This is a genomic window from Sphingomonas sp. 320_CC (assembly GCF_059691795.1).
Map to the genome: position 1 here is coordinate 1 of NZ_JCAWAE010000001.1, position 24,580 is coordinate 24,580.

Annotated in this window: 22 protein-coding genes, 1 tRNA gene, 1 rRNA gene and 1 pseudogene; 10 read left to right on the plus strand and 15 right to left on the minus strand. The window is 62.9% G+C overall.

Features of this window, described 5'->3' with window-relative positions:
• The first annotated feature begins 18 nt into the window (after positions 1–18).
• Together rrf and AC59GX_RS00010 are read left to right on the plus strand one after the other, a co-directional pair.
• Positions 19–133 (plus strand): 5S ribosomal RNA (gene rrf, locus AC59GX_RS00005).
• 124 nt (positions 134–257) lie between these two features.
• Positions 258–334, plus strand: a tRNA-Met gene (locus AC59GX_RS00010).
• Here the strand turns inward: AC59GX_RS00010 and AC59GX_RS00015 are convergent.
• Positions 305–1,390: a recombinase zinc ribbon domain-containing protein gene (locus AC59GX_RS00015; protein WP_426282897.1), complete on the minus strand. Its 1,086-nt coding sequence runs from the start codon at positions 1,388–1,390 to the stop codon at positions 305–307. The genes AC59GX_RS00010 and AC59GX_RS00015 overlap by 30 nt on opposite strands.
• Positions 1,391–1,649: 259 nt before the next feature.
• On the opposite strand from AC59GX_RS00015, the gene AC59GX_RS00020 reads away from it, so the two are divergent.
• Positions 1,650–2,018 (plus strand): LysR substrate-binding domain-containing protein, encoded by a 369-nt coding sequence (locus AC59GX_RS00020; RefSeq protein WP_497300523.1) that lies wholly within the window; start codon positions 1,650–1,652, stop codon positions 2,016–2,018.
• A gap of 522 nt (positions 2,019–2,540) precedes the next feature.
• On the opposite strand, the gene AC59GX_RS00025 is transcribed toward AC59GX_RS00020, so the two are convergent.
• The 6 genes from AC59GX_RS00025 to AC59GX_RS00050 form a co-directional block, all read right to left on the minus strand.
• Positions 2,541–2,831 carry a hypothetical protein gene (locus AC59GX_RS00025; protein ID WP_426282895.1) on the minus strand — a complete coding sequence of 97 codons (291 nt, stop codon included), beginning with the start codon at positions 2,829–2,831 and terminating at the stop codon, positions 2,541–2,543.
• Positions 2,831–4,519 carry an alkaline phosphatase family protein gene (locus AC59GX_RS00030; protein ID WP_426282894.1) on the minus strand — a complete coding sequence of 563 codons (1,689 nt, stop codon included), beginning with the start codon at positions 4,517–4,519 and terminating at the stop codon, positions 2,831–2,833. The genes AC59GX_RS00025 and AC59GX_RS00030 overlap by 1 nt, the downstream gene beginning before the upstream one ends.
• A 441-nt stretch (positions 4,520–4,960) precedes the next feature.
• Positions 4,961–5,239 (minus strand): nuclear transport factor 2 family protein, encoded by a 279-nt coding sequence (locus tag AC59GX_RS00035; protein ID WP_426282893.1) that lies wholly within the window; start codon positions 5,237–5,239, stop codon positions 4,961–4,963.
• 145 nt (positions 5,240–5,384) lie between these two features.
• On the minus strand, positions 5,385–5,984 hold the full coding sequence (locus AC59GX_RS00040) for an NADPH-dependent F420 reductase (RefSeq protein ID WP_426282892.1): 600 nt from the start codon (positions 5,982–5,984) through the stop codon (positions 5,385–5,387).
• Positions 5,985–6,010: 26 nt separating this feature from the next.
• Positions 6,011–6,778 carry an SDR family NAD(P)-dependent oxidoreductase gene (locus AC59GX_RS00045; protein ID WP_497300526.1) on the minus strand — a complete coding sequence of 256 codons (768 nt, stop codon included), beginning with the start codon at positions 6,776–6,778 and terminating at the stop codon, positions 6,011–6,013.
• Between the two features lie 63 nt (positions 6,779–6,841).
• Positions 6,842–7,576 carry an SDR family NAD(P)-dependent oxidoreductase gene (locus tag AC59GX_RS00050; protein ID WP_426282890.1) on the minus strand — a complete coding sequence of 245 codons (735 nt, stop codon included), beginning with the start codon at positions 7,574–7,576 and terminating at the stop codon, positions 6,842–6,844.
• A gap of 178 nt (positions 7,577–7,754) precedes the next feature.
• On the opposite strand from AC59GX_RS00050, the gene AC59GX_RS00055 reads away from it, so the two are divergent.
• Complete coding sequence (locus AC59GX_RS00055; RefSeq protein WP_497300528.1) at positions 7,755–8,678, plus strand: LysR family transcriptional regulator; 924 nt, start codon at positions 7,755–7,757, stop codon at positions 8,676–8,678.
• Positions 8,679–8,726: 48 nt separating this feature from the next.
• Here the strand turns inward: AC59GX_RS00055 and AC59GX_RS00060 are convergent, their stop codons facing one another.
• Genes AC59GX_RS00060 through AC59GX_RS00070 form a run of 3 tightly spaced genes read right to left on the minus strand, consistent with a single transcriptional unit; the run spans position 8,727 to position 9,801 of the window.
• Complete coding sequence (locus AC59GX_RS00060) at positions 8,727–9,182, minus strand: SRPBCC family protein (RefSeq protein ID WP_426282888.1); 456 nt, start codon at positions 9,180–9,182, stop codon at positions 8,727–8,729.
• A gap of 25 nt (positions 9,183–9,207) precedes the next feature.
• Positions 9,208–9,354: a hypothetical protein gene (locus AC59GX_RS00065; RefSeq protein WP_426282887.1), complete on the minus strand. Its 147-nt coding sequence runs from the start codon at positions 9,352–9,354 to the stop codon at positions 9,208–9,210.
• Between the two features lie 48 nt (positions 9,355–9,402).
• Complete coding sequence (locus tag AC59GX_RS00070; protein ID WP_426282886.1) at positions 9,403–9,801, minus strand: hypothetical protein; 399 nt, start codon at positions 9,799–9,801, stop codon at positions 9,403–9,405.
• A 14-nt stretch (positions 9,802–9,815) separates the two neighbouring features.
• On the opposite strand from AC59GX_RS00070, the gene AC59GX_RS00075 reads away from it, so the two are divergent.
• The 4 genes from AC59GX_RS00075 (at position 9,816) to AC59GX_RS00090 (ending at position 15,430) form a co-directional block, all read left to right on the plus strand.
• Positions 9,816–10,037, plus strand: coding sequence for a hypothetical protein (locus tag AC59GX_RS00075; protein ID WP_353464753.1), 222 nt, complete (start codon positions 9,816–9,818; stop codon positions 10,035–10,037).
• A gap of 217 nt (positions 10,038–10,254) precedes the next feature.
• Positions 10,255–11,271, plus strand: a complete 1,017-nt coding sequence (locus tag AC59GX_RS00080) for an LLM class flavin-dependent oxidoreductase (RefSeq protein WP_426282885.1) — start codon at positions 10,255–10,257, stop codon at positions 11,269–11,271.
• Between the two features lie 313 nt (positions 11,272–11,584).
• The gene (locus AC59GX_RS00085; protein ID WP_497300532.1) at positions 11,585–14,593 is read left to right on the plus strand and encodes a TonB-dependent receptor; all 3,009 of its coding nucleotides are present in this window, start codon (positions 11,585–11,587) and stop codon (positions 14,591–14,593) included.
• A 69-nt stretch (positions 14,594–14,662) separates the two neighbouring features.
• Positions 14,663–15,430 carry a DeoR/GlpR family DNA-binding transcription regulator gene (locus tag AC59GX_RS00090; protein WP_497300534.1) on the plus strand — a complete coding sequence of 256 codons (768 nt, stop codon included), beginning with the start codon at positions 14,663–14,665 and terminating at the stop codon, positions 15,428–15,430.
• On the opposite strand, the gene AC59GX_RS00095 is transcribed toward AC59GX_RS00090, so the two are convergent.
• Both AC59GX_RS00095 and AC59GX_RS00100 read right to left on the minus strand, forming a co-directional pair.
• On the minus strand, positions 15,406–16,752 hold the full coding sequence (locus AC59GX_RS00095) for a POT-type proton-dependent oligopeptide transporter (protein WP_426282882.1): 1,347 nt from the start codon (positions 16,750–16,752) through the stop codon (positions 15,406–15,408). The genes AC59GX_RS00090 and AC59GX_RS00095 overlap by 25 nt on opposite strands.
• Positions 16,753–16,820: 68 nt before the next feature.
• Positions 16,821–18,938: a phosphocholine-specific phospholipase C gene (locus AC59GX_RS00100; protein ID WP_497301296.1), complete on the minus strand. Its 2,118-nt coding sequence runs from the start codon at positions 18,936–18,938 to the stop codon at positions 16,821–16,823.
• A gap of 379 nt (positions 18,939–19,317) precedes the next feature.
• Here AC59GX_RS00100 and AC59GX_RS00105 point away from each other — a divergent pair, with 379 nt between their 5' ends.
• Entirely contained in the window at positions 19,318–20,430 is a 1,113-nt protein-coding gene (locus AC59GX_RS00105) for an FAD-dependent oxidoreductase (RefSeq protein ID WP_426282880.1), read from the plus strand.
• A gap of 72 nt (positions 20,431–20,502) precedes the next feature.
• On the opposite strand, the pseudogene AC59GX_RS00110 reads toward AC59GX_RS00105, so the two are convergent.
• Positions 20,503–21,032 (minus strand): annotated as a pseudogene (locus AC59GX_RS00110) (site-specific integrase).
• A gap of 447 nt (positions 21,033–21,479) precedes the next feature.
• Positions 21,480–21,794, minus strand: a complete 315-nt coding sequence (locus tag AC59GX_RS00115) for a hypothetical protein (protein ID WP_426282879.1) — start codon at positions 21,792–21,794, stop codon at positions 21,480–21,482.
• A gap of 365 nt (positions 21,795–22,159) precedes the next feature.
• Between AC59GX_RS00115 and AC59GX_RS00120 the strand changes: the two genes are divergently transcribed.
• Positions 22,160–22,861 carry a histidine-type phosphatase gene (locus AC59GX_RS00120; protein ID WP_426282878.1) on the plus strand — a complete coding sequence of 234 codons (702 nt, stop codon included), beginning with the start codon at positions 22,160–22,162 and terminating at the stop codon, positions 22,859–22,861.
• A 308-nt stretch (positions 22,862–23,169) separates the two neighbouring features.
• Here the strand turns inward: AC59GX_RS00120 and AC59GX_RS00125 are convergent, their stop codons facing one another.
• Positions 23,170–24,552: a M20/M25/M40 family metallo-hydrolase gene (locus AC59GX_RS00125; protein ID WP_426282877.1), complete on the minus strand. Its 1,383-nt coding sequence runs from the start codon at positions 24,550–24,552 to the stop codon at positions 23,170–23,172.
• Positions 24,553–24,580 lie beyond the last annotated feature (28 nt).

Here is a 24,580-nt window from a genome sequence, read left to right on the forward strand (position 1 = left end):
GTCGCACCGGCTCCATTGCCTGGTGGCTATAGCGTCGGTGTCCCACCCGATCCCATTCCGAACTCGGCCGTGAAACCCGACTGCGCCAATGGTACTATCGCTCAAGCGATGGAAGAGTAGGTCGTCGCCAGGCATTGAAGCCCGTGCAACATGCAAACACACAATATCTAAAACCCATTCACAATTGCTCATACACTCAGTTCCGCACAACGCGGACACTCGGGCCCCATCAAAGTAATATCTTGATGGGATCTCGGCGCGGGGTGGAGCAGCCCGGTAGCTCGTCAGGCTCATAACCTGAAGGTCACAGGTTCAAATCCTGTCCCCGCAACCACTTTACTTGCAATGCCTCCGAGGGAACACCCGCGGGGGCTTTTTGCGTTTCCGCTCCAGCACATTGCGACAGCATCGAGGCAAGCTCGCCGCGCAGATCGATGGACAGATCGTCGCCTTTCGGCGTCAGCACCACAGCCACGATGAGCGCGCGCAACCGTTCGAACGCCTGCGCCTTTAGCGCGTCGTCCTCGAACGCCGCGGTAAGTTGTTCGATCTTCTCACCGTACACGCGGCCCAGATCCGGGGTAAGCAGCTCGGGCTCCGGGGAAACCGTCTCTGTGGCTTCCTGGTCGGCAAGTTCCAGTTCGACGAGCAGGACTTTGCGCCGCTCGGTCCAGATCTTCATCTCGTCAACAAATACCGTCGCATCCACGCCTTTGAGAATAGCCGCCTTGGCGCGCGCAAGCTGGTGATCGAGATTGGCCAGTTCGGCTTCGCGCTCGGGGCGGGCACTGACCGTTTCCGCGGTCAGACGAAGGGTCTCTGCCTCGTATTCCTCAAGGAACGCTGCGACGACGTCGTCACGCAGCATCTCGCTCGCCAGGCCTGCCAGCACGCGTGCGTCGAGTTCGTCCTGGCGGATCGTCAGGCGGTTGCCGCACCAAGTCGGTCCTTTCTTGGCGGCGCCCTGGCAGCCGAACCTGGTCTTGCCCGATTTGGCATAGCTCGCGCCGCAGCTCCCGCAGGTTATCTTGTCAGTCAGCAGATACCGCGGGCGCTGCTGCGCGAACAAGGGCAGGCCAGCCATCTCGGTACGCGGTTTCGCTGTGCGGGCGAGCGTAGCCTGGCGGAATTTGACCCGGTCCCACAGCTCTAGAGGCACGATGCCGAGCGCCGGGGACTCGATGCGCTTTTCATAGCCGTACGCAGAGCCGCCGGGGTTCTTTCCCATCGCGTGATGACCCACCAGCGCATCGCGCATCTTGTCGCTGTTGGCGCTCAACTGCTCGGCGTTGATCGTACCGATCATGCCGATGTGCAGCGGCGTGACTATGCCCTCCTTGCGCGTCGCCAGGAGGACGCCGCGAAACCTGAGACGGTCGAACAATGCCATCCACAAGGACCATGTCAGCCTTGCCGACCGGCTGATGTACGAAGCCAAGAACGAGGGAGGCGACGCGTTCCTGGAGCGGCTCGACCTGCGCTTGCCGAGATACACGCGGAAACAGAAGCGGCGTCGCATAGTCAGTGCCCACCGACTGGTGTGCTGCACCTAGCAGTGTCTTCCATCGCTGAAAATCTTCTGTCAGGCGAACTGCTTGCATCGTTCCGTACAGCACACCCGTGTCTCCAGCTTGACATTCTCGTGACCGATGAAGACTTCGATATCGTCGCAGGCGCCTGAGACGCTGGGGCCCGCCTGGGCGAAGTGGTTGAGCACGGACATAATCGCGGTTGAGGTCGGCTTTGATCAACGCCAGATCGTCGTCGCCGCGCGGGCCTATATGGCGGCAGCGGAAACGCCGCTTCACTCGCGCGATTTAACGCAGCACCTGTGTATCGGCTGGCGATCCTCCGCCGATGTTGCGCCTTACCGCTGGGAACTCTCGAAGGGAGTGCTTGGACTCGCCGTCGCTGTCGACCGGGAAGTAACCACCGACGGCATAGATTTGATGGTCGGGATGGCCCTTGCTGGCGCATGCCTGACGGCCGGTATGGAAGAGACGTTCGCGCCGCGGTAAGAGAATAGTCGGTTGCGAACGGGATTCGACCTGTTATGTCCGTCACTTCCCGGACTTTTCTGTTCTACCCAAAACGGCGTCATCTCGCATCAAGCTGCGGACGATGGTCGACCATGTAAAGGACTGACGCAGACACTGAGCCCCTTAGCCATGTTGATGGCTTAAAATTGGGCATGTCCTTGGTTTTAAACCAGCGCAATTGCTTTCTTGAGCTTGCTGAGCCGATATCAAAGTGTTGCGAACGTCCGTTCATCAGAAGCCGGACAGTCACGGCCGTCTCTCTGGAAGGTGGTTTCGTCCCACTTCTCGACATCCATGCGGCGCCGTTAGCGACGATTTACCTACATCACCAACGGTCGGAGTTGGGGGGGGCGACAAGCCGACCGCCAGTGTCTGGTTGTGGATCGCACCGGAAGCGGGGGCGGAGTACATTCGTGCCCCAATCCCCGCCATCCCTTTCCGCCCGGATCTGGACGCTAGCCGGGGCGGCAAATCGATCCACTAGATGTCGAGACCAAACATTCAGGCCTCGGCGTCGCGACTCTTCGCGCCCGGCGTCGCTAGCCGCATGCGAAGAGCCGCCTCATGCCCGGCGCGGCGCTGCTGAACCCGGGCCATGACGTTGCGGAAATAGCTATCCACCTCGCCGTAGGAAGGCATTGGCGCACTCACGGAAGGCGCGGGGAGGGGTGTGATGAGTTCCTCGGGGGCGATCGTCGTGATCGGAGCCGCGGCGGACAATTCTATGTCGGTCTTGCGCGCGCAGTGCAGGAAACCGGGTAGATTACCCTTTTCCTGGATCGGTGTCTTCATCAGCGCGGCGCGCTTGGCGACGGCGGATGGCGACACTGGTAAGGGAGTGCGTCCGGTTGCAAGCGTGGGCGCCGGGCGCGCCTCGGCGCCGGCCTCGGCGTCGCCGCCGTCGATAGATGCATGAAATCGTTCGCCGCCGCGTCGCGCGCAGTTAACGCGCCGAATCCCAGCAACCGCTCGAGCGTCGCGAGAACCGAACTATGGTCGTATGGCGTCGGGTCGACCCCGAACTTCACCATCGGGGACACGATAACCGCCGGCACGCGCACGCCCAACTGGTTGAAGACGAAGCCGTTGTCTCCCGGGCTGTCCTGCGTGTCGGGTTCGACCGTGCCGCCGGGGGCGACGGAATCATAGAAGCCGCCATGCTCGTCATAAGTGATAACCAACATGCTATAGGGCCAGAGCGGCGACGACGCGATCGCGTTAAAGGCCCTAGCGATCAGGTTCTCGCCGCCCGACACGTCGTCCTCAGGATGTTGTGAGGAGCCGCCTTTGTAGGTGTTGCCGGCGATGTCGCCGTAATTCGGCTCGATGAAGGTATACCGGTAGGGATAGCCGCTGGCTACGTCGCTGGCGAACGCGGTAATGCTCTTCACCGCCAAGGGCTGCGCGAGCGAGATGCCCTTGAGCGCGGTGACTTGGGGAATCGAACCCCCGACGTCGAGGGTGTCGTCGTGATAGATTCGCCAGGGGATGCCGTTGGCGTCGAGTGCGTCGAAGATCGATCCGTTGCGATAGGTAAAGCCGCTCACCGTCTCCCATTGGGCAATCTGCAAATTCGATGGGCTACTGTCTAGGCTCGTATAGCCGCCGCCGTCCTGATACGCCGAGGAGGCGCCGTGGACGTAGAAGCGGTTGGGCCAAGTCGGACCGGGCAACGACGAGAACCAATTGGTGCACAGCGCATAGCGATTGGCTAGCTGCGTGATGACGGGAACCTGTGCCGGGGCAAGGCACTTCATGATGTCGCCGATCTCGTCGGCGGTTGGCGTGCCTGTCTTCTCCGAAGTGCTGTAAGCGTAATTCGCTGCAAATCCCGACATCTGCGGTTTCGGATAATTGGGCGCGGTGTAGGTCGCCCCCTGACCGGCAAGCTGTTCAAGGACATCAGCGAACTCGTGGCCGGGATCGGTCGGCATGCCGGTCGGGGTCGAGGTGTCACTGACGGTGTAGGTCTGCCCGTTGTAGCTATTGCTGTTCGCCGCCGGTGCCCTACCGAGCGCGGCGAACATGTTGTCATAGGAGTGATTCTCTAACATCAGCACGAATACATGTTGTATGGCCGAGTAATCGCCGGTGTGAATCATGCTCGCACCGCAATGCCCGGATTTGAGGTTGATCGCGAAATTGTCCCAATCGACGGTGAAGGTTGGTGATGATCCGTCGTCCTTGAGCCCCCATTCGCCGATCAGCATGCATTCCTTCCAATAGGGCAGCAACACATCATCGGGAACGTTGCTGACATAGACACCGGGACGGCTGCCGCCTGAAGGTGCGACCGACGCATACCAAAAATCGGCCGGCGTCGCGGTATTCCAGTCGACCGTGACTGGTCCAATCTTGCCCCCGGGCGGCACGTTACCCTGGGTGATTCCCGTCGAGCCATGGCTCGTACTATAGTGATAGAGCGAAAGAACGGCGTAAGAGTCAGTATTATTTTGGAGATATATTTTGGCGCTGCCCATGATCTTTTCCCCAGTAGAATACTTTCAAGACTTGAGGTGGATGATATCATCTCAGGAGTAACTCCGAGAAAAACATGATCCATCGTGGTTTGATCTCTTTCAGTATTAACGCCTGTATGAAGGCTATCGCTTAGGCGGCAATCAATCTGCGGACTCGGATTCGGAAATAAGCGACATTTTGGAGCTTTTAGTAAGAGCAGGTCATCATAAATTCTGTACAATAGTTGTCAGAATCGAGCGAATAACTATTCAGCGGTCGGCGGGTGCTGAGAAAGATGGGCGAGATCGGGAAGTGGCGATCTGGTTCCGGATGTCCGGCGATGGGTCTTACCGGGATTTCGTCGGCTATGGATCGTGGGTGACTGACGTTATCGCTCCAGTCTTCGTCCAGCATTATCGATCGCGGACATCAGCAATAGTGACGTGATTGGGACGCGGTTTTCAAAAACTAAAGCAGGTTTGTAACATATTGCGTGACATTGTGCCGACACGCAGGGCCGAAATCGGCAAGGCGGAACTTGCATACTTCCGGATGCTGGTCGGTTTGGCACACCGGACAGTAATTGCGAAAACCGAGTCTTCCTCGAACGTCTTGTTCGTGGCCTTGATCCTTCCCGTCGCAAAGCCGACGGCCAGGACCCGGTCGCCTTGCGCGATGAACTCGCGCGGTTCCGTGGACGTTTCGATCGACCTTGCTGCCGTCTCGAGCAGATATGCCAATCCCGGATTCCCCGGTAGGTGCCGGCCAGCGGCCAGTCCTTTCCCGGGATGATCCAATCGATTTTCTCGGCGACCAGTGTCAGCAGGCTCTTCTTGTCGCCGCGACCGATCGCGGCGAAGAAGTCCTTCACGGTTGCAGCGTCCGTCAGCCGAACCTGACCAGGTCCTTGAAGATCAGCCGGCCCCAGCTCTTGTTGTGCGCCTGAACGAGCAGCCCACCTTCCGAAAGTCCGCCGAGCTGGATCGGCGCAAAGCCGAGATCTTCCGCCAGTGCGCCGACCTGTGCTGCAGCATCCTCGTTGTCGCTCGACAGGAACACGACGCGCCTGCCACCCTGTAGGGCCGGATCCTGGTCGAGCACGGCAGCGACCAGATGGTTGAAGCCCTTGACCACCCTGCCGCCGGCGAACGCGTCCGCGACGATTTTGGCCGAGGGCCGTCCGTCCATGTCCTCCGTGGACACGCCGTACGCATTGGTTACGTCGACGATGATCTTGCCCTGCCAGTCCGGCAGCACCTTCGCGACATCCGGGTGCGATTGGAAACGGACGGCCAGGAAGATGACGTCCGCCTCGACCGCCTCGGCGAGCGTCGTGGGCGTGATGCCGGGACCGATCGCTACCGCGGTCGATGCGAAGCTTTCCGGATCGCGCGTCGTTGCGACGGATACCGCGATCCCCTTGCGGGCGAACGTCTTGGCGAGGGTCTGGCCGATCTCGCCGAACCCGATGATTGCATAGGTCATGATAGTCTCCTTGGGGTTTCGGACGGTCACAGCTTGTAGCCGCCGCTTGCTTCGATCGTCTGGCCGGTCACCCAGTGGCCATCGTCGGATGCCAGGAACGCCACGACGGCGGCGATTTCCGAAGGCTCGCCAAAGCGTCCCAGCGCGATGTCGGCCTCGACCGCCTTCACGAGTGCCGGATTCTCCCGGAAGGCCGCGTTCGCGTCGGTCCGCGTGAAGCCTGGCGCGACGGCGTTCGCGGTGATCCCGCGCGGCCCCAGTTCGGACGCGAGCGCATGCGTCAGCGTGTTGATCGCGGCCTTGGCCATCGAGTAGATCGGCGCCGTCGTTACCGGCTTCGTCGCGGCGGCGGACGAGATGTTGATGATCCGCCCGCCATCGGCGAGGCGATCCATCGCTGCCTGGACGATGAAGAACGGTGCGCGCAGGTAGACCGCCATCAGCGTGTCCCAGCTTGCGGGCGTCGCGTCCTTGAAGCCGATCCAGCCGGCATTGCCCGCGTTGTTGACCAGGATGTCGAGTGTTTTGCTGCCGTTACGCTTGGTAAACTCGTGGTCGAGCGTGTCGAACAAGACTGGCACGGTTGCCGGATTCACCAGGTCCGCTTGGATCGCAAACGCAGTGCCACCGGCTTTCTCGATGGCTGCGACCGCTTCGTCGACACCGGATTTGCTGGCGTTGTAGGTCAGCGCGACCGTCGCGCCGTCGCGTGCGAGACGTTCGGCGATCGCGCGGCCGATGCCACGCGATGCCCCGGTAACGAGGGCGGTCTTTTCTTTGAGAGGATGGTCCACAGGATGTTCCTTCGTGCTTGGGTGCAGGTGCCGATCACGCGAGCGATCGGCGGGTGGGATGCGTCAGAGCTGTGCGAGGCCACCGTCGACGGCGAGTTCGCTGGCCGTCATGAAGCTGCTGTCTGACGATGCGAGAAAGGCGGCCGCTGCCGCGATCTCGGCCGGGTCGGCCATGCGCAGCAGCGGGGTCATCGCGCCGTAGGCCTTCTGGCCCTCCTCGCCGAGCGCCGCCTTGGCGAGTTCCGTCGCCGTCGCGCCGGGGGACAGGACGTTCACGCGGACCCCGGTACCCTTCAGGTCTTCGGCCCAGCTTCGCGCGAGGTTGCGCACGGCCGCCTTGCTGGCGCTGTAGGCGGTGAACCCCGGGGCACCCGTGGTGCCCGCGCTCGATCCGGTCAGGATGATCGAACCGCCCTCGCGCATCAGCGGCAACGCCTTCTGGACGGTGAAGATCGTCCCCTTCACATTGGTGTCGAAGGTCTCGTCGATGTGTTCGGCGGTGATCTGGCCGAGCGGAAGCGGACTTCCCGCGCCTGCATTGGCAAAGACGATGTCGAGCGTTCCGCGCTCGGCCTTCACCGCGGCGTAGAGCCGGTCGAGGTCGGACTCGTCGGCGACCGAGCCCTTCACCGCGCGGGCATGCGACCCGAGCTCCGCCATCGCGGCATCGAGCGCATCCTGTCGCCTCCCATAGATGAAGACGAAGGCGCCTTCCGCGATGAACCGCTTTGCCGAGGCGAGGCCGATACCGGTCGCGCCGCCGGTGATCACGGCGGTCTTTCCGTCTAATCTGGTCATGTCGTGCATCCTTGTTCGCCGACCGGGTGTCCGGCCGTCCGGGGATGTTCCCCCCGCGAGCCTCAACATGGGCTCGGCAAAGTCAGTCAGGGACTGTGGAATTCCGCACTTCGGTGGTGCGGAAACGATCCGCCGAACACGTCATGCGCAGATCCCGGCCCCTCGTGCTATGAGGAGCGTGCAGCTTGCGGCGCGGGAATGCACCATGATCGACTGGGACGACGTTCGCTACTTTCTGGCCGCTGCGCGCGAGGGGTCGGTGCGCGCGGCGGCCAAGCGCCTCGCGGTGAACCACGCGACCGTGCTGCGACGCATCGCGCAGCTAGAGCAGCGGCTTGGCACGCAGATGTTCGAAAAGCTGCCTTCGGGCTACCGCCTGACGACGGCGGGCGAGGAGGTTCTCGAATTCGCGCTGCAAATGGAATCCTCGTCACACCAGTTGGAGACGAGGGTCTTCGGACGCGACCAGAGCGTGCGCGGGCTCTTGCGAGTGACGCTGACCCCGATCCTTGCAACGCACCTTCTGCTGCCGGATTTCGCCGATTTCGCGCGCCGGCATCCGGACATCGAAATGGAAATCCAGTCCTCCGGCGACCTCGCAAATTTGACCAATCGGGAGGCCGACGTCGCGGTCCGCGTCGTCTACGATCGCAAGACCCTGCCGCTCAATCTGCACGGATTGAAGGGACCGGAGCTGTTCGGCGGCGTCTACATCGCCCGCGATCGGCTGGTTGCATGGCGCGGGGGCGCGTCCGACCCCCTTCGCTGGATCGTCATCAGCACGCACGGTATTCCCGATTGGGCGAGTGAGGGCGATGTCCGCACCACCGCGGTTCCCTTCAGGGTCACCGACGCAGGCGCGGAGATCGCCGCCGTCCGGCAAGGGCTCGGCATCACGACGCTGCCATGCTTCGTCGGCGATGCCGACCCGCTGCTCGAAAGAGTGCCGGGCACCGACCTGCACCCGTACGGAACGCTCTGGGTCCTGACGCAGGGGGACACGCGCAAAACAAAGCGCGTCCGGCTGTTCACGGACCACGTCTCCCGCAGGCTAGCCGCCTACGCGCCGCTCCTGGCGGGAATGTCAGTATCGGGCGATTGATGCCCGACGGTCCTCAGGCCGGAGCAAGCAATTCCATAGAGGCGGCGGTTACAGTGTGCCTCCCTCGGCAAGCGTCTTGAGTTGATCGGCCATCGCGCCCCAGCCGCCTTCAAAGCCCATCGAGCGATGCTGCTCCAGCGCCTCGTCGGTCCAGTGGCGCGCCGTGGCGGTGAAGAGGGTGTCGCCGCCGTCCGGCGCGATCTCGAACAGGCCGACCATGAACGGTCCGCTGGGCTTCCAGCCGGCCGTGAAGGCGTCGGTGAACACGAAGCGGCGGTTCGGCTCATATTCTAGGACCACGCCTTCGTTAGGCATTTCCTCGCCATTGGGTCCGTGCATAACCACCAGACTGCGACCACCAGGGCGCCAGTCGATATCGCGTGCTTCTGCGCGCCAAGGTCGCGGACAGAACCACTCCTCGAAGCGGTTCGTCATAGTCCGCCAGACCGCCTCCACGGGGGCGGCGATGCGTCGCTCGACGCTGAGTTCGCGGCTATTGCTCATTGTTTGTCTCCTCGGCAAATCAGGATCACATAACGCTTGAGGCGCCGCCGACTATCGTGAGCGGTTGCGGGTCGCCGGCAGCCTCGGCAACGACGAAGCCGCTCTGCAGCACGGTCTGCAAGTGAAGCGTGACGCTCGTTACGTCGACGTCGGCAACACCGTGATCCGCCAAGGCCTCGGCGATGGCGCTTCGAGCCTCCGCGCGTGCCAAACGCTTACGCTATGACTTTAAACCGCTGGCATTGATCGCGCGCCGGGCAGAGATGACACGATCGCCATAGAGCAGCGCCAAGGATCGATGGACGGCTTTGGCGCACCTGTCGTTCGCCAGAGCCGACGCCTGTCGCTCGGCTTGTTCGCGCTTCTTGCTATAGGCGATGTCGTAATCTTGAACGTTTGGCATGGCAGGCACTCGGCACTGCGGGCGGAAGCTGATCCAGCTCTCTATCGTCACCGTGCTCGCGGCAAGGGTGATGGCGACGTCGCAGTATACGCCGATGCGGCGTGGGGAGATACAGCGGTCGCGCTGTCTGGCGCGCGCCATGTTCCGTCTGCCGCGTATCGGGCGGCCGGCCATGTTGGTGAAGCCCGCGAGGCCTACATCGGATACCAGTCTCATTGAGGTGCCTCAGCATGTCGCGATCGACCAGTCCCTTGTTCGTGGATGCCGTGATCGATTGCATGGGCGAGGGGAGGGCGCCTACGCATGAGGAGATGATGATCGTCGCGCAGCATATCTGGTCCGATGGCGCGGCATCCCGTTCCGCGTTCGCCTGGAACAGCTTGTCGATGTCCTCGCCCGATCGTCTCTGTTCGATGCGGGCGGCGGGGCTGGCCTTGCACGGCTCGCGGTAACCTGCCGATGGCGGCGCGGGTGTGTCTGCCGTGATGGACCGCGCGTACGGCAAATGAGCGGAGATGGTCACGCAGCGTGGTCGCTCGTCGCCGCCAAACCAGAATAGCTCCGTTTCTCGCCGTTGCCGCGACGTGGCGTCATCGAGACCCTATCTAGACGGTACGAAGCCAGCTCGCCGCGACCAGCCTCGACGGCGATGAACATCAGGATTGCGCCATGAAGAAGATCGGGTTCCTTTCGTTCGGTCATTGGTCATCATCGGCCCAATCCGCGACGCGGTCCGCCTCGGACGTGTTGCTGCAGTCGATCGACCTAGCCGTCGCTGCCGAGGAATTGGGCGCCGACGGCGCGTACTTCCGCGTGCATCATTTTGCCCAGCAACTCGCATCGCCATTCCCGTTGCTGGCCGCGGTTGGCGCCAGGACCAGCCGGATCGAGATAGGCACCGGCGTAATCGACATGCGCTACGAGAATCCGTTCTACATGGCGGAGGATGCGGGTTCGGCCGACCTGATCAGCGGTGGCCGCTTGCAGCTCGGGATCAGCCGCGGCTCCCCCGAGCAGGTGATCGAAGGGTGGCGTCACTTCGGCTACGCGCCCGCCGAAGGTGAGACCGACGCCGACATGGGCCGCCAGCATGCCGAGGTGCTGCTCGATCTGCTCAAGGGCGAGGGGTTCGCGCAGCCGAGCCCGAACCCGATGTTTCCCAATCCACCAGGGTTGTTGCGCCTCGAACCGCATGCGCCAGGCTTGCGGCGGCGCATCTGGTGGGGTTCGTCGTCGAACGCCACCGCGGTCTGGGCAGCGCAAAACGGCATGAACCTGCAAAGCTCGACGCTGAAGGCGGACGAGAGCGGCGAACCGCTCCACGTCCAGCAAGCCAAGCAGATCCGGCTATATCGCCAGGCCTGGAAGGATGCGGGGCATGATTGGGAGCCGCGCGTGTCGGTATCGCGCTCGATCTTCGCGCTGATGAACGATCGCGACCGTGCCTATTTTGGGCGCGGCGAGAGCAGCGACCAGATCGGGGTGATCGACAACATGCGTGCCGTGTTCGGCCGTTCCTATGCGGCTGAGCCAGACCAGCTGATCGAGCAGCTCCGCACCGACGAGGGCATTGCCGAAGCCGACACGGTGTTGCTGACGGTGCCGAACCAACTCGGTGTCGACTACAACGCGCATGTGCTCGAATCCATCCTGACCCACGTCGCGCCAGCGCTTGGGTGGCGTTGAGGTGCCGCGGGTCACCTCATGCGTGGCGGCCTGTTTAATGGTACACGTCGGAGGGCAATTCGAGCGTTAGCGATGACTGTCGAAACGGATTGTGCATGAGTGTCTGAAGTTGAGAAGCGGGGAAGGGCCCCCGGGCGACCGGGAATGTGTCTCAAGGTTGGCCAGATAGCAGACGCGACCTGCGGCTTCGCACTCAAATTCGGCTTCGATGAAAGTTGATATTCTGTGGATGTGTCACAGAACATCCACATGATGGAGATAGGAGGTCTTTAGCGACGCGGTTGTGCATGCCGCGCTCTTAAAAGGGGTTTCGATGCTTCGTTCCATGCGACTTTCGTCGCGCGCAGTTCTGCGCGCGCTGTTGATGCTCGGCTCCACCGCCCCGGCCTTGATGATCGGTGTGACATCGGTCGAAGCCCAGGACTATACGAACATCGCCGCGTCCGGTCGCGTGACAGGGCAGGACGGGACCCCGATCGCCGGAGCGCAGGTCAAGATCACCTCATCGGACCGAGGCGTCAGCCGCGTCGCCGCGACGGACTCGACGGGCAGCTATACCATCCCGCAGCTTCCGCCCGGCAATTACGACGTTGCCATCACCGCACCGGGTTTCACAACCTATGGCGAGCGGGGCATTCCGCTCACGCGCGAATCCGGCGGTGCCAACAGCTTCCGCCTGGTTTCCGCCGAGCAAAGCGGCGACATCGTCGTCGTCGGCACCCGCCAGCGCACGGCCGACTTCCAGGACACCACGGTCGGCAGCACGATCAATCTCGGTTCGCTGACGACGCGCGTGCCGATCGGGCGCACCTTGCGCGACGTGATGCTGCTGACTCCCGGCGCGGTCCAGGGCTCATCGCCGTCGAATGGCGGCTTCTCCAATCAGGTGTCGATCGGCGGCGCGGCGTTCACCGAGAACGCGTTCTATATCAACGGCCTGAACGTGACCGATTTCGTGTCGGGCGGACAGCCGGCCGAAGTGCCGTTCGACTTCTACCAGACGGTCGAAGTGAAGACCGGCGGCGCCCCCGCGGAATTCGGTCGCGCGACCGGCGGCTACGTCGTCGCCACCACCAAGTCCGGCACCAACGACTATCACGCGAGCGTCACCGGCATCTTCGAGTCCGACGACCTTCGCGGCAGCGCGCCGTCCACCCGTACCGTCGATTATCGCCACGCGACCGCGAGCCGCAAGGAACTGGTGTTCCAGGCAAGCGGCCCGATCATCAGGGACCATCTGTTCGTCTACGGCCTCTACAACATGCGTGAAATCCGTACGTTGACGCCGCAGGCCAACCAGAACAACGCGACGGGCGTGGCGAACACCAGCCCGTTCTGGGGCGGGAAGGTCGATGGCTACATCAATGGCGACCACCATTTCGAATTCACCTATTTCGACACCACGAACGAGACGCGCAACCGCAGCTACAATTGGGATCGTACCGACCACAAACTCGGTGACAAGACCGGCGGCACCAATGCGCGGGCGGGCGGGATCAACTATGTCGGTCGCTACACCGGTACCTTTACCCCGTGGCTGACGCTGTCGGGTGCGTACGGCGTGAACAAGCTGCGCTCGGGCAATGTCCCGCTCGACGTCACCAACCCTCAGGTAATCGATTACCGTACCGATCCGGCGGGTATCCAGATCGGCGCCAACAAGGTGACGGACGCGTTCAGCAGCACCGACAACGAGCGCGAATTCTACCGCGTCGACGCCGATCTCCAGTTCCAGTTGCTCGGCGCGCACCATGTCCGCTTCGGCTATGATCACGAGAAGAACACCCAGTCGCAGACGTTCGAGACGATCGGCGGCGGCGCCTACAAGATCTTCAACGTCACGGCGCAGTCCGCCGCAAGGATCGGTGCGCCGGTCGGCACGCAATATTACACGACGCGTGTCTATGAGCAGAGCGGCGTCGCGCACGTCCGCAACGAAGCCTTCTACGTGCAGGACCAGTGGTCGCTGCTCGACAACCGCCTCCGCCTCGATCTCGGCGTGCGCAACGATCGCTTCAGCAACCAGGGCGTGAACGGTAAATCGTTCTTCAAATCGGGCAACCAATGGGCGCCGCGCCTCGGTGCCGCGTTCGATCCGGTGGGCGACGGGCGTACAAAGATCTTCGGATCCTATTCGAAATATTTCCTGCCGATGGCGGGGGACATCAACCTGAACGTCGCAGGCAGCCTGGTCACGTACACCCGCTATAACCTTTTCAACGGCGTCAGCGGCGCGGGCAGCGTCCCTGTCGCGGGCACGCCGCTTCTGTCGGTCGTCAACACCACGAACTGCCCGGACACCGGCATCAAGAATTGCGAGGTCTCAGCGGACGGCTCGGCGTTCAACCCGGCGGGCGCGATCGCGAGCAACATCAAGCCCCAGTCGGATCGGGAGTTCATCATCGGCGCGGAGCACCAGTTCAGCGACCGCATCCGGATCGGTGCCTATTTCACGCACCGCGAACTGACCAACGTGATCGAGGACGTCTCGATCGATGCCGGCGCGCGCGCCTATTGCGTCGGCAAGGGCTTCACCGCGGCGGCGTGTCTATCGGCGTATCCGGGTGGCAGCCAGTTCGTTATCGGTAACCCGGGCAAGGACATCACGACGCAGATCAACAAGCTGCCCGACGGCTCGACCCCGACCGTGACGCTGAAGAAGGACGATCTCGGCTATCCCGCACCGAGCCGCAACTACAACGCGCTGACGCTCACCTTCGATCGCAGCTTCGACGAGAAGTGGAGCCTGTCCGCCTCCTACACGCTCGCGTTCGACAAGGGGAATTACGAAGGCGGCGTGCGGTCGGAGAACGGCCAGCTCGCGATCAACCGCACCGCGGACTTCGATTCACCCGGCTTCGTCAACGGCGCATACGGCTATTTGCCCAACGATCGCCGCCACAGCTTTAAGGCTTACGGCAGCTATCGCCTGTTCGAAGCCCTCGACCTCGGCGCCAACATGCTCGTGCAATCGGCGCCGCATTACAGCTGCATCGGCGCGGTGCCGCTCGCGGTCGACGCCTATGCCAACACCTATCACGGCTATGGCTATTACTGCCAAGGTCAGCTGATCCCGCGCGGTACGGCGTTCACTGGCGACTGGCTGGCACAGGTCGATGTCAGCGCTGTCGTCCACCTGCCGATCCCGCATCTCAAGGCGTCGCTCCGGCTCGACGTGTTCAACCTGTTCGCGAGTTCGGCGGTCACGTCGTACAACAATTTCGGCGAGTTGAGCGACGGATCGGCCAATTCGGACTACCGCGCACCAGTGAATTACCAGACGCCGCGCTCGGTGCGGTTGACGGCAGAGGTGGGCTTCTAGGCATCGCTTGCGCGTGGAGCGAGGCATGGAGCATGTCTCGCCCACGCGGGTTCACCGACGAAGCCTATGATGGAGGGCACGATAGAGAAACGATCACAGCGGCAGAGCGAGATCATGGCGCGGTTGCGCGGCGGCCGAACCCTGTCGGTAACCGCACTGGCCACCGATCTAGCGGTCTCGGACGAGACGATCCGCCGCGAGTTGCGCGCGCTCGAGGATCACGGCGTCATCATTCGCGAGCATGGCGGCGCGCGGATGACGACGCCCGTGCACGAGGGACCACTCCACCAGCGTATGGAGGAGAATGCCGATGCGAAGATCCGCGTCGCACGCGCGGCGGCCGAGTTCGTGCAGGACGGCGCGATCGTGTTCATCGACTCCGGTACGACGAGCTGCTTCATCGCGCGGCATCTGGCGGACCGGCGCTCGCTCACCGTCATCACCAACTCGCTGCGCGTCGCGAGCGATCTGGGCGGGATCAACAACAACCGCCTGTTCCTCGCCGGCGGGCAGATGGACTATGACTACCGCGCATTCTCCGATCATGTCGCGCAGGACTATGTCCGCGGTTTCACGCCGCATCTGGCGATCCTGTCGGTCGGCGGCATCAGCCTCGAGCGCGGGCTGATGGACTTTCATCCCGGAGAGGCGGCGATGAGCCGGATCGCCTATGCGACGTCGAAGCAGGTGCTGCTCGCGGCGGATGCTTCGAAGTTCGGACGGTACGCCTTGATCCAGACGGCGGCACTGAGCGATGTCGGCATATTGGTGACCGACAAGCCGCTCGAAGAGGACTACGCCCGCGCCTTCGCTCACGCAGAAGTGGTGATCGCCTGACGCCGCCGCGCCGCGCGGATCAGCGGTGGCGCGACGACGAGGATCAGGAGCGCGCCGGCGCCTGCGACGGCGGCGTGGAGCAACCAGAATTCCGGGCTCGCGATCCGCTCGTAGAAGACGCCGCTGAACCCGGCCCACAAGCTCGCGAAGACTCCGTGGAGGTAGAACAGCCCCATCCAGAAGCCGACGAGATGGCGCGGCGCGCTGCCCGCGATCAGGCTTAGCGCGGACGGCCAGATCAGCACGATCGCCCCATCGATGAGGACCAGATAGGCCAGCGTCCAGGGTAGCGCGAGCGGTGCGCCGCCACTGGTCGCGTCGCCAAGCGCAAGGACGAGATAGCCCGCCGAACATAGCATTCCGCCGAGGAATATTTGGGTCACGGCGCCGATCCGAATGCCCCGCCGTTGCAGCGCCCGCGATGCGACCTGCGACACCGTGATCAACGCCAGCGTGAAGACTCCGTCTAGCGACAGGAACCACGCCACCGGCATGGTCAAGCCGAAGACATGCCGGTCGGCGCGCGTCCGCGCCCACACCAGGAAGATGTTGCCGAGCTGATCATAGGCCGAATAGCAGAGGTACACGGCGGCCAGGGCAACGACGAGCAGCGCAGTCGAGCTAGCGGGGACGTGCGCCGATACCGCCGATGTCGCGGAGGTCGCCGTTGGTGCCGCGCGGCCGGTCATCGCGTAGATCGCCAGCCCCAGTGCGACGGCAGCGGCCGCTGCGCCAATCGCATAGTCCTGACCGGCAAACGCGGCGAGCGCTCCGCAGACCAGCGGTCCGCAGATCACGCCCGCATTGAGAAAGCCGAGATAGACCGCGTAGCCCCGTCGCCGTTGGGCTTCGTCCTGGAACAGCGCGCCGAGCTGTGCGGACAGATTGCCCTTCAGCACCCCCGCGCCGATCGCGAACGGGACTAGGCCGATAAGGAATGTCGGATCTCTAAGCATCAGTGTCAGGCCGAGCAGCATCCCGACACTACCTGCCGCGACCATCGTCCGCCGGCTTCCAATCACGTCGCCGATCAAGCCACCAATTGGTATCGCCAAATAGATCAGCGCATTGGCATAGCCGTAAAGCTGCGAGGCAAGTCCGGTGGCGGACAAGGGCCCGAACATCGCCGCGCTGGTCTCGCTGAAGGCAGTCACGCCGACGACGCGCGACACGTCGCCGACGAGCACCCGGTCCAGGAAGATCAGCACCAGGACCGACTTCACGCCTGAGACGGCGAAGCGTTCGAGAAACTCCATCGTCGCGAGCGACAGAAAGCCCGCGCTCAGCAAGCGCTCGCCTTCTACCGCGCCGTCTCTTCGCATTGCGTCCGCCCTCGCCAAGCGCCGCAACTAGGCGGGCTTCGCGACACGGCCATGACAGTAAGAGCGGCTCAGGCGGGGTGCGGAAACGCCGCGGCGGGCTCGCTGATGCCGGGCCGCCCAGTCTCGACATGCCCCGCCAGGCGCAGCTGAACGCCATTCGCGGAAGTCAGCAACAGGTCGTACCAGCGATGGTCGGCCAAGATGATCGGAACCTTTGCCGTGGCGTCGGCGGCGAGCGCGATCTCGCGTCGCTCGCCGCTATGCGCGCAATGCAGCGCCATCGTCACTGGCGCATGGCCGCTGTTGCGAAGCTGTACCGTGCCGGCCGTGCCGTCTTCACGCCATAGTGCCACTGCCTCGATCCCTGCGCTCCCCGCCTGGCCGCAATAGTCGCGCTGGAACCCGTTTGGTCCCCGAACGACCAGCGCGTGCGGCTGGTCCGCACGGATCGGCCAAGTCTCGCTCAGACGGGAGTTCGCCGCCACGGTGAAGTAGCGCCAACCCGGAAAATTCACTTCGTCCTGGACGCAGAAGACGATCCCGACCGGACCCTGGTTGACGAAATTCAGCGTAAGCGCCGCGTCCGACCAAACCGGCTGGACGGCGAAACGGTACGGCAGCGCTCGCGCAGGCCGGGTCCCCGGTTCCTGCACGGGTACGCCGTCCCCCTTGGCAATGATCGGGGCAGGTGCGGTCGCGCACAGTCGCTCGGTTTCCTCGACATAGCCGGCGACCGACGGAAGCGCCGCCGCCCAGCGTGTGTCGAGCCGTGCGCTGTGCGGCACGTCGAAGTCGAAGATCGAAGTGAGGTCGCCACACACCGCGCGCCGCCACGGCGAGATGTTCGGCTCGGCAACGCCGAAGCGCCTCTCCAGAAATCGCAACACCGACGTATGATCGAACAGCTGCGAATTGACCCATCCACCGCGCGTCCACGGCGAGATCACGGTCATCGGCACGCGCGGGCCCAGGCCGACCGGCTCGCCCCGATAGGTCTCGCTGCGGACGTCGACGTTGCTCGCACCGTAGCGCGGTGCGATTCCGGGAACGGGGGCGGGAACGTGATCGAAGAAGCCGTCATTCTCGTCGTAGTTGAGGATCAGCGCGGTCTTCGCCCAGACCTTTGGATTGGACGCGAGCGCCGCGATCACGCTGCTGATCAGCACCTCGCCGAACGGCACGGGCGCGTCGGGATGCTCGCTCATCTGCATCATCGGCACGATCCACGACACCGCGGGAAGCCGGTCGGCGGCGACGTCGGCGGTGAACGCGGCGATGAGGTGCCTGGCCTGCGTCTTCTCGGGATCTTCTGGTGCCACGCCGTCGATCCAGTCGACATAGGCCCGTCCACGCCGGTAATGCGGCGACGACCGGTCCAGCTTTCGGAACTCGCTGAAATAGCCGAGCGGATTGTCCGAATAATTGGCGAGCTCCTGGTACACGCGCCAGGGAATACCCGCCTCCTCGAGCCGGCCGGCATAGGTGCGCCATGGCAGGCCCCCAGTCGCGTCATCCTTGGCCATGTCCGCGCCGGGGTTGGCATCCGTGCCGCCGTTGGTGACGCAATAGGCGCCTTCCTGCCCGACGCTCAGGCCGTTCGTGCCGCTGAAGTGATAGAGCCGGTTGGGGCCGGTCGGGCCTTGCAACGAGCAGTGATAGCCGTCGCAGATCGTGAACTGGTCCGCCAGCGCATGGTAGTACGGAATGTCGGCGCGGGTCAGGTGCGCCATGGTCAGCGGGCCCTTCTGCTCCGCCCATACGTCCCAGTTGCGCCAGCGCGCCTGGCTGTCCTTCCAGCTATGGTCGAGCCCGGTGAAACAGCGCGCGTTGCTGCTGTTGTAGTCGAGCCGGAACGGCCAGGTGATCCGCCCGCCATCGCGGTCGGCGCCGCGTTGCGCCCAGACGGATCGGCCGCCGGGCAACGTCACAGGCCGTGGATCGGCAAAGCCGCGGACGCCGCGCAACGTACCGAAATAATGATCGAACGACCGGTTTTCCTGCATCAGGATCACGACGTGCTCGACGTCCATGATCGAGCCACGCGCAACCGAACGCCGTAAAGTGCTGGCTGCCCCTGGTGGTGCGGCGGCCGCGCTCGATGCACCGATTAGGAAGGCTCTTCGACCAATCGCCATTCTGCTACCCCAAAGCCATCGCGATGCGTCCCGTATAAGGCCGACAAACATCGCGTAGGCATACAGTGTACGATTCATGTGACAACGCCGAGGAAAATGTGAATCTTATGATGACCTCAATCAAAAGGCCCACACTTCAACCGGGGTGTTCGCGTCAGATCTCCGACATACCGAGGCAAAGCGATCATATTACGAAGTGAAGGAGCGTCGACGTAGAAACGTCGGGTAGGGCAGCCGAACGTCGGGAAGTGGGCAGGGCGTCATGCGGCCTCGATGTTGCGTGACAAACGATCTTATCTTAGACAGCCCGTGCTGCGAAAAACGATGGTGTGGTCAACACCCCCATCGCGCGCACGCCGGCTGATAGCTGGTTAGCGGCTCCATCAATGGCAGCGCAGGCTTGACCTGCGCCGGCTAGGAGCGCGAACAAATGCGAGAAGACGTTACCATCATTGGCGCGGGCCTGGGCGGCTTGGTGCTCGCCGGCGCCTTGCATCGCAGCGGCATCGGGGTCGTCGTCTATGAAGGCGAGCCGTCGCCGGACGCGCGGGCCCAGGGCGGCTTGCTCGACCTGCATGAGCATAGCGGTCAGCAGGCACTGCATACGCTCGGACTGTACCATGCATTCCTGAAGCTGGTCCGGCCGGGCGAGGATGCCAAGCGGGTCGTCGACCGGCATGGCACGGTGTTGCTCGATCGACCGGGCGATGCCGCCACCGCCCGCCCCGAGGTGGACCGTGGTGACTTGCGCCGGTTGCTGCTGGATGCCTTGCCGCCAGAGATTGTGCAGTGGGGCCGCAAGGTCGCGTCGGTTCAAGGTGCGGGACGTGGTCGCCACGCGGTCGCATTCACCGACGGCTCCGTGGTCGAAACGACACTGCTGATCGGGGCGGATGGTGCCTGGTCGCGCGTACGCCCACTCGTGACCGACGCCCAGCCTGCCTATACCGGCACCTGCTTTCTCGAGCTTCACTGCGACGCGGACGATCCGCGCGCGGCCCCCGCCGCGGCGGTTATCGGCTCGGGCACGTTGATGGCGGTCGCCCCTGGCCAAGGCATCCTCGCGCACCGGAACGCCGATGGCAGCATCCATATCTATGTGGCTGTCAATCGGCCCGAGGAGTGGCTGGCCGCAGCCCTGCCGATCACGGCCGCCCGAATCGAGGCCTTGTTCGACGGCTGGTCGCGATCGCTACGTGCCCTGATCACCGACGGGGAGAAGGTCCCGGTTGTGCGCCCCATTTACGCGCTGCCGCCTTTGCTGACCTGGCCGCGCGTAAAAGGCGCGACGCTGCTGGGCGACGCCGCGCACCTCATGTCGCCGTTCGCGGGGGAAGGCGCAAATCTGGCAATGCTCGATGGAGCGGAGCTCGCGCGTGCGTTGATCGACCATCACGGCGATAACGAAAGGGCCCTAGGCATTTACGAGCATGACCTGTTCGTACGCAGCCAACCGATTGCACAGCTCAGTGCGAGAAACCTGTCCCGCTTCTTCGGATCGGACGCGCCGACCAGCGTCGTGGATATGTTCAGAATCCCATGAACGAATGGCGGAAGTTGGGAGGTGGGCAGGCCGTTCGGGATGGCCGCTAATGGTTCAGACCTCCGTCCGCTTTCAAAGCCCCAACGCGTCTTCGACATCGACGCCAAGGTAGTGGCCCGTGCTCTCTTTCGCATGACCAAGGAAAATCTGCATTCCGCGTAGATTTCTTGTCAGCTTGTAAATGATTGATGCCATCGTGCGTCGAAGCGAGGGAGTGCCATATTATCGTTGCGGGTGGGGGAAGATGAAGTCGTTTAACGTGCCGCCGCGACGCTCTAGCCAGCGGGCGAGGTTTTGCGGGCTTGCTCGACGATTTCAAATTGCACGGGTCGTTTGGTTTTCTGCCGACTAAGACGGCACGATCCCGGACGCTGCTGCCGGTAACGATGTCGCCGATGCGAACCTTGACGACATCGCAGCCGTACAGTTTGCTGTCGATCGCGACGTCAAAGAGCGCCCGGTTCTGGAAGCGCCTGTGTTGGTCAAGCCAGAGCGAATGTCTCAAACCTGCTGTGGTGTGAGGGAGCGCTTTGCGACCTGCACACGGCCCTTTTCCGGGGGCGGAGTTCATGGATAGCTGGATCTAACGACGAGTAACTCATCGATTATCTCCACGGTGTAGAGTTGATGCTACGGCGTACATCAAAGAAGGTAACACGGCCGTTTCTATTTATCGTTGGTGACGATGCCGATGACCAAGCGGCAGAGATCGAAAAAGCCTTGTATCCGACGAATGTGCACACTTAGGTCTTTGCTTCAGTCATGGCGTTGAAGTAGCCACTGCAATCATAAAGCAAATCGGTGGTGGCAAAAATCTCAGCGGTGCTGCACCGCCCTCTGTTAGCATATCTTGCCTTGAAACTGCGATGCCGGCTCAACTATAGTTTTAATGGCAGCGTCCGGGCGGCGGCATCGGCACACTAGGGCCCTAGCATATGCCGCAACTAGATCCGCCGGCGAGATATTTACTAGTTTATAACTGTTGCAATGAATTAAGTTTCATTGATTACATCGTCAGTCGCGGTGTCATACCGTCAGCCCCTCGCGATTCACTGCGCCCCCAACGATCCGGGGTAAAAACTACTAATGTCAAACCAGAGCTCGCGCGGCTTTCCCGATTTGTCCAAGCAATTCAGTACATCGTAAGATCGATCCTGAGTCACCAACGACTGAGACAGCACGCGAAGTTTCATCTTTCGTGCAATCTTGTACTCTTCAGGAACGTTCGAAACCTTAATGGCGGTGATCGCAGATGCGCCAACCGCGCCCTCGGCGGCTCCTCTTGAAGCCTCCGCCTGCATCGGAGCCGCCTGAGCGTAGCCCGCCGCTGAGAGGAGGAAAATCAAACTACCGACGATCCGCATCACTTTACACCTTTTGCTGTAGGTTGCCGACAACACATCAAGCGTCAAGGAGCGGCCGCATCATCGTTCTGCGTTTAGTGCGCCTCCAACCGCAGACCTCAAACGACCTATATCGCCACGGCAGGCAGGCGATCTGCTCCTAAGCATCCTCAGCGCTTTACTCATCACGGATCAGATCGAACAGTTCCGATCGGACGATCGCGAGCGGGCAGGCCTATGCGGAGGGTCTTGCGCCCGGCTGCGATCTCGCCATCGAGCACAAACCGCTCGGTACCACGGACTCGATCTTCGAGCCGTTGCGTGCACGAGCGACGGCTTTCGACGCGCGCGCAGCAATTGCATCTATCAACCATGAGACGGGCGGCATGGCGGCACTCGTCCGACGTCACGGCGCTGCGCTCGCGCGCCTCGATCAAGTGCTTGGCTGCACGTCGGTGGAGCGGGGATGCGTCCCTGATAGCACGCCGGCGGTCAGCGCAAGCGCCGATGGCCACGATCTCGTGCTGGCGGGGCCGATCCGCGCCGCCTCCGGTATTGCGCAGGTACTGCTGCTGCAGGAGGTCGAGGGTCTGCCACGCGAGAGCATTGGCTGGGGCCGCGCGAATCCTGCGACTATCGAGCAAGTCGGCGCGCTGCATGCCGCCCTGTTCGCCGTGTACACGCACCCGCCCTATATGGCCGCGCATCAAGCCGCCGTGCTCGGCCGCGAGGTGCTGGCGTCCTTGTCCTCGACGGGACCGCGGCTGACGGTATTCATGGGGCATGACACCAACATCACGGCGTTGGCCGCCGCGCTTCGGGTCGATTTGAAAGCGCCGGGCTATGCTACCAACGACGTTCCGCCGGGCGGGGCGCTGCTGATCGAACGCCTGCGTGACGCAAGCACCGATGCCCGGTTCGTGCGGGTGTCGTACCGCACCCAGTCGCCCGAGACCCTCCGTGGGCTTGGGCAATCCGCTTCGCTCGTCGCGCTCAAGATCCCAGGTTGCGCGAGCCCATTGTGTCCCGCGACTACATTTTCCCGGCTGCTAGTTTCACACCTGGCTCCGCTGCAAACAGCTAGGTGACGCTCGAAGCAACCTTACCGCGTGTCCGGGGCGCCAACTAGAAACTCCGCACTCATGGAGATTTCAACTCAGCCCTCAGCAGAAGCCGACCAATAAATTAAAACTCCAGAGCGGCAGCGTCCTGCAAAGACCAGAACCGGATGAAATCAGCCGAAAACCGACAGCCGAACGATGCCATTAGGATCGGATTGGGAAGTCGAAACCCGTAAGATCAGGCGAGTCTTCTCAAGAATACTCATGCCAAACATGCGAAGCTAAAAAATGGGATCGGTCGTGCAGCGCAACGGCCGATCCCGGTGCCCTGTGCGCTATTTCGTCAGATCTGTGAAAAGTGAGCGGTAATAGGTGATCGCCAGCGGGATGTTGTCGATCGGGGTGCGCTCGTTGAGGCCGTGGCTGAAGTCGTCCGATTGCTTGATGAAGATCGGGCTGACGCCGTAGCTCGGCACGCCGACCGAGCGATACCACATCGAATCGCTCGCACCCGCCGACATGCTCGGGAAGACCGGCACGCCTGGACGGATCTTGCCCATCGCCGCCTTGACTGCGCCGGTCAGGTCAGCGCGCAGCGGCGAGGCGTCTGTCGGGTTCGATCCTTCGGTGACGTCGCTGAACTTCACACCCGGATCGGCGGCGACCCTGGCGAGTTCGGCCATCACCGTCGCGGGTTTCACGCCGGGAAAGATGCGGCAGTTGATGTTGGCGGTCGCACGCTGCGGCAGCGCGTTTAGGGCGTGGCCACCACTGACCATCGTCGCGACGCAGGTCGTGCCGATCTGGCCGACATAGCCGGTGTTGGCAGCGAGCGTTTCAATCGCCTTCTGGTCGGCCGGGTTGGCGACGAATGCGCGCATGGCGGCGCCGAGTTCGGGGGTCTGACGCGGGGCGACGCCCTCGAAATAGCCTTTGGTGATCGGCGACAGTTGCGGCGTGAAGCGATACGCGCCGATCTTGACCAGTGCGGCGGACAGCTCGTTGATCGCGTTGACCTTGCGTGGCGCGGACGAATGACCGCCGGCGTTGGTCACCTCGAGCTGGAAGTCGGCATAGGTCTTCTCGGCCGCGCCGATCGTAAAATACTCGGGTTTGCCGGCCTCGTCGTACAGTCCGCCGCCGCCGTCGATGTTGAGGGCCATCTCGCTGGCCTTGAGCTTTTCGGCGATGAGCGACGAGGTCTTCATCACCGTTTCCTCGTCGCCGGACAGCGCGAGGACGATGCCGCGCTTTGGCGTGTAGCCCGCTTTCTTCATGTCGAGCAGCGTGGCGATCGCGAGCGCCGCGTCGAGCTTCATGTCGGTCGCGCCACGGCCGTAGAGATAGCCGTTCTCGACCACCGCAGTGAACGGATCGCGCTGCCAGTCGGCGGGCTTGGCCTCGACGACGTCGATATGTCCGGAGACGACGATCGGCTTCAGCGCCGGATCGCTGCCGCGCCATGTCGCGATCAGATAGGCGGTATCGTCGACCGGCGTGATCGTCACGTCTGCAGCCGCAAAGCCGCCCGCGACCAGCGTCTGCTTCAGATAGGCGGCAAGCTGCGGGGTCTGGTTGCCGGGGCCGCGCACGCTGCGGAAGGCGATCATCTTCTTCGCGATTTCGAGACCGTTGGTGGCGGCTGGCGTCTGCGAGGAGGCCGGGATGCCGACCATTATGGCTGTGCAGGCTAGTAGAAGTTTGAGCTTGGACGTCATCATCATCTTTCCTCGGAGAATTCTTATC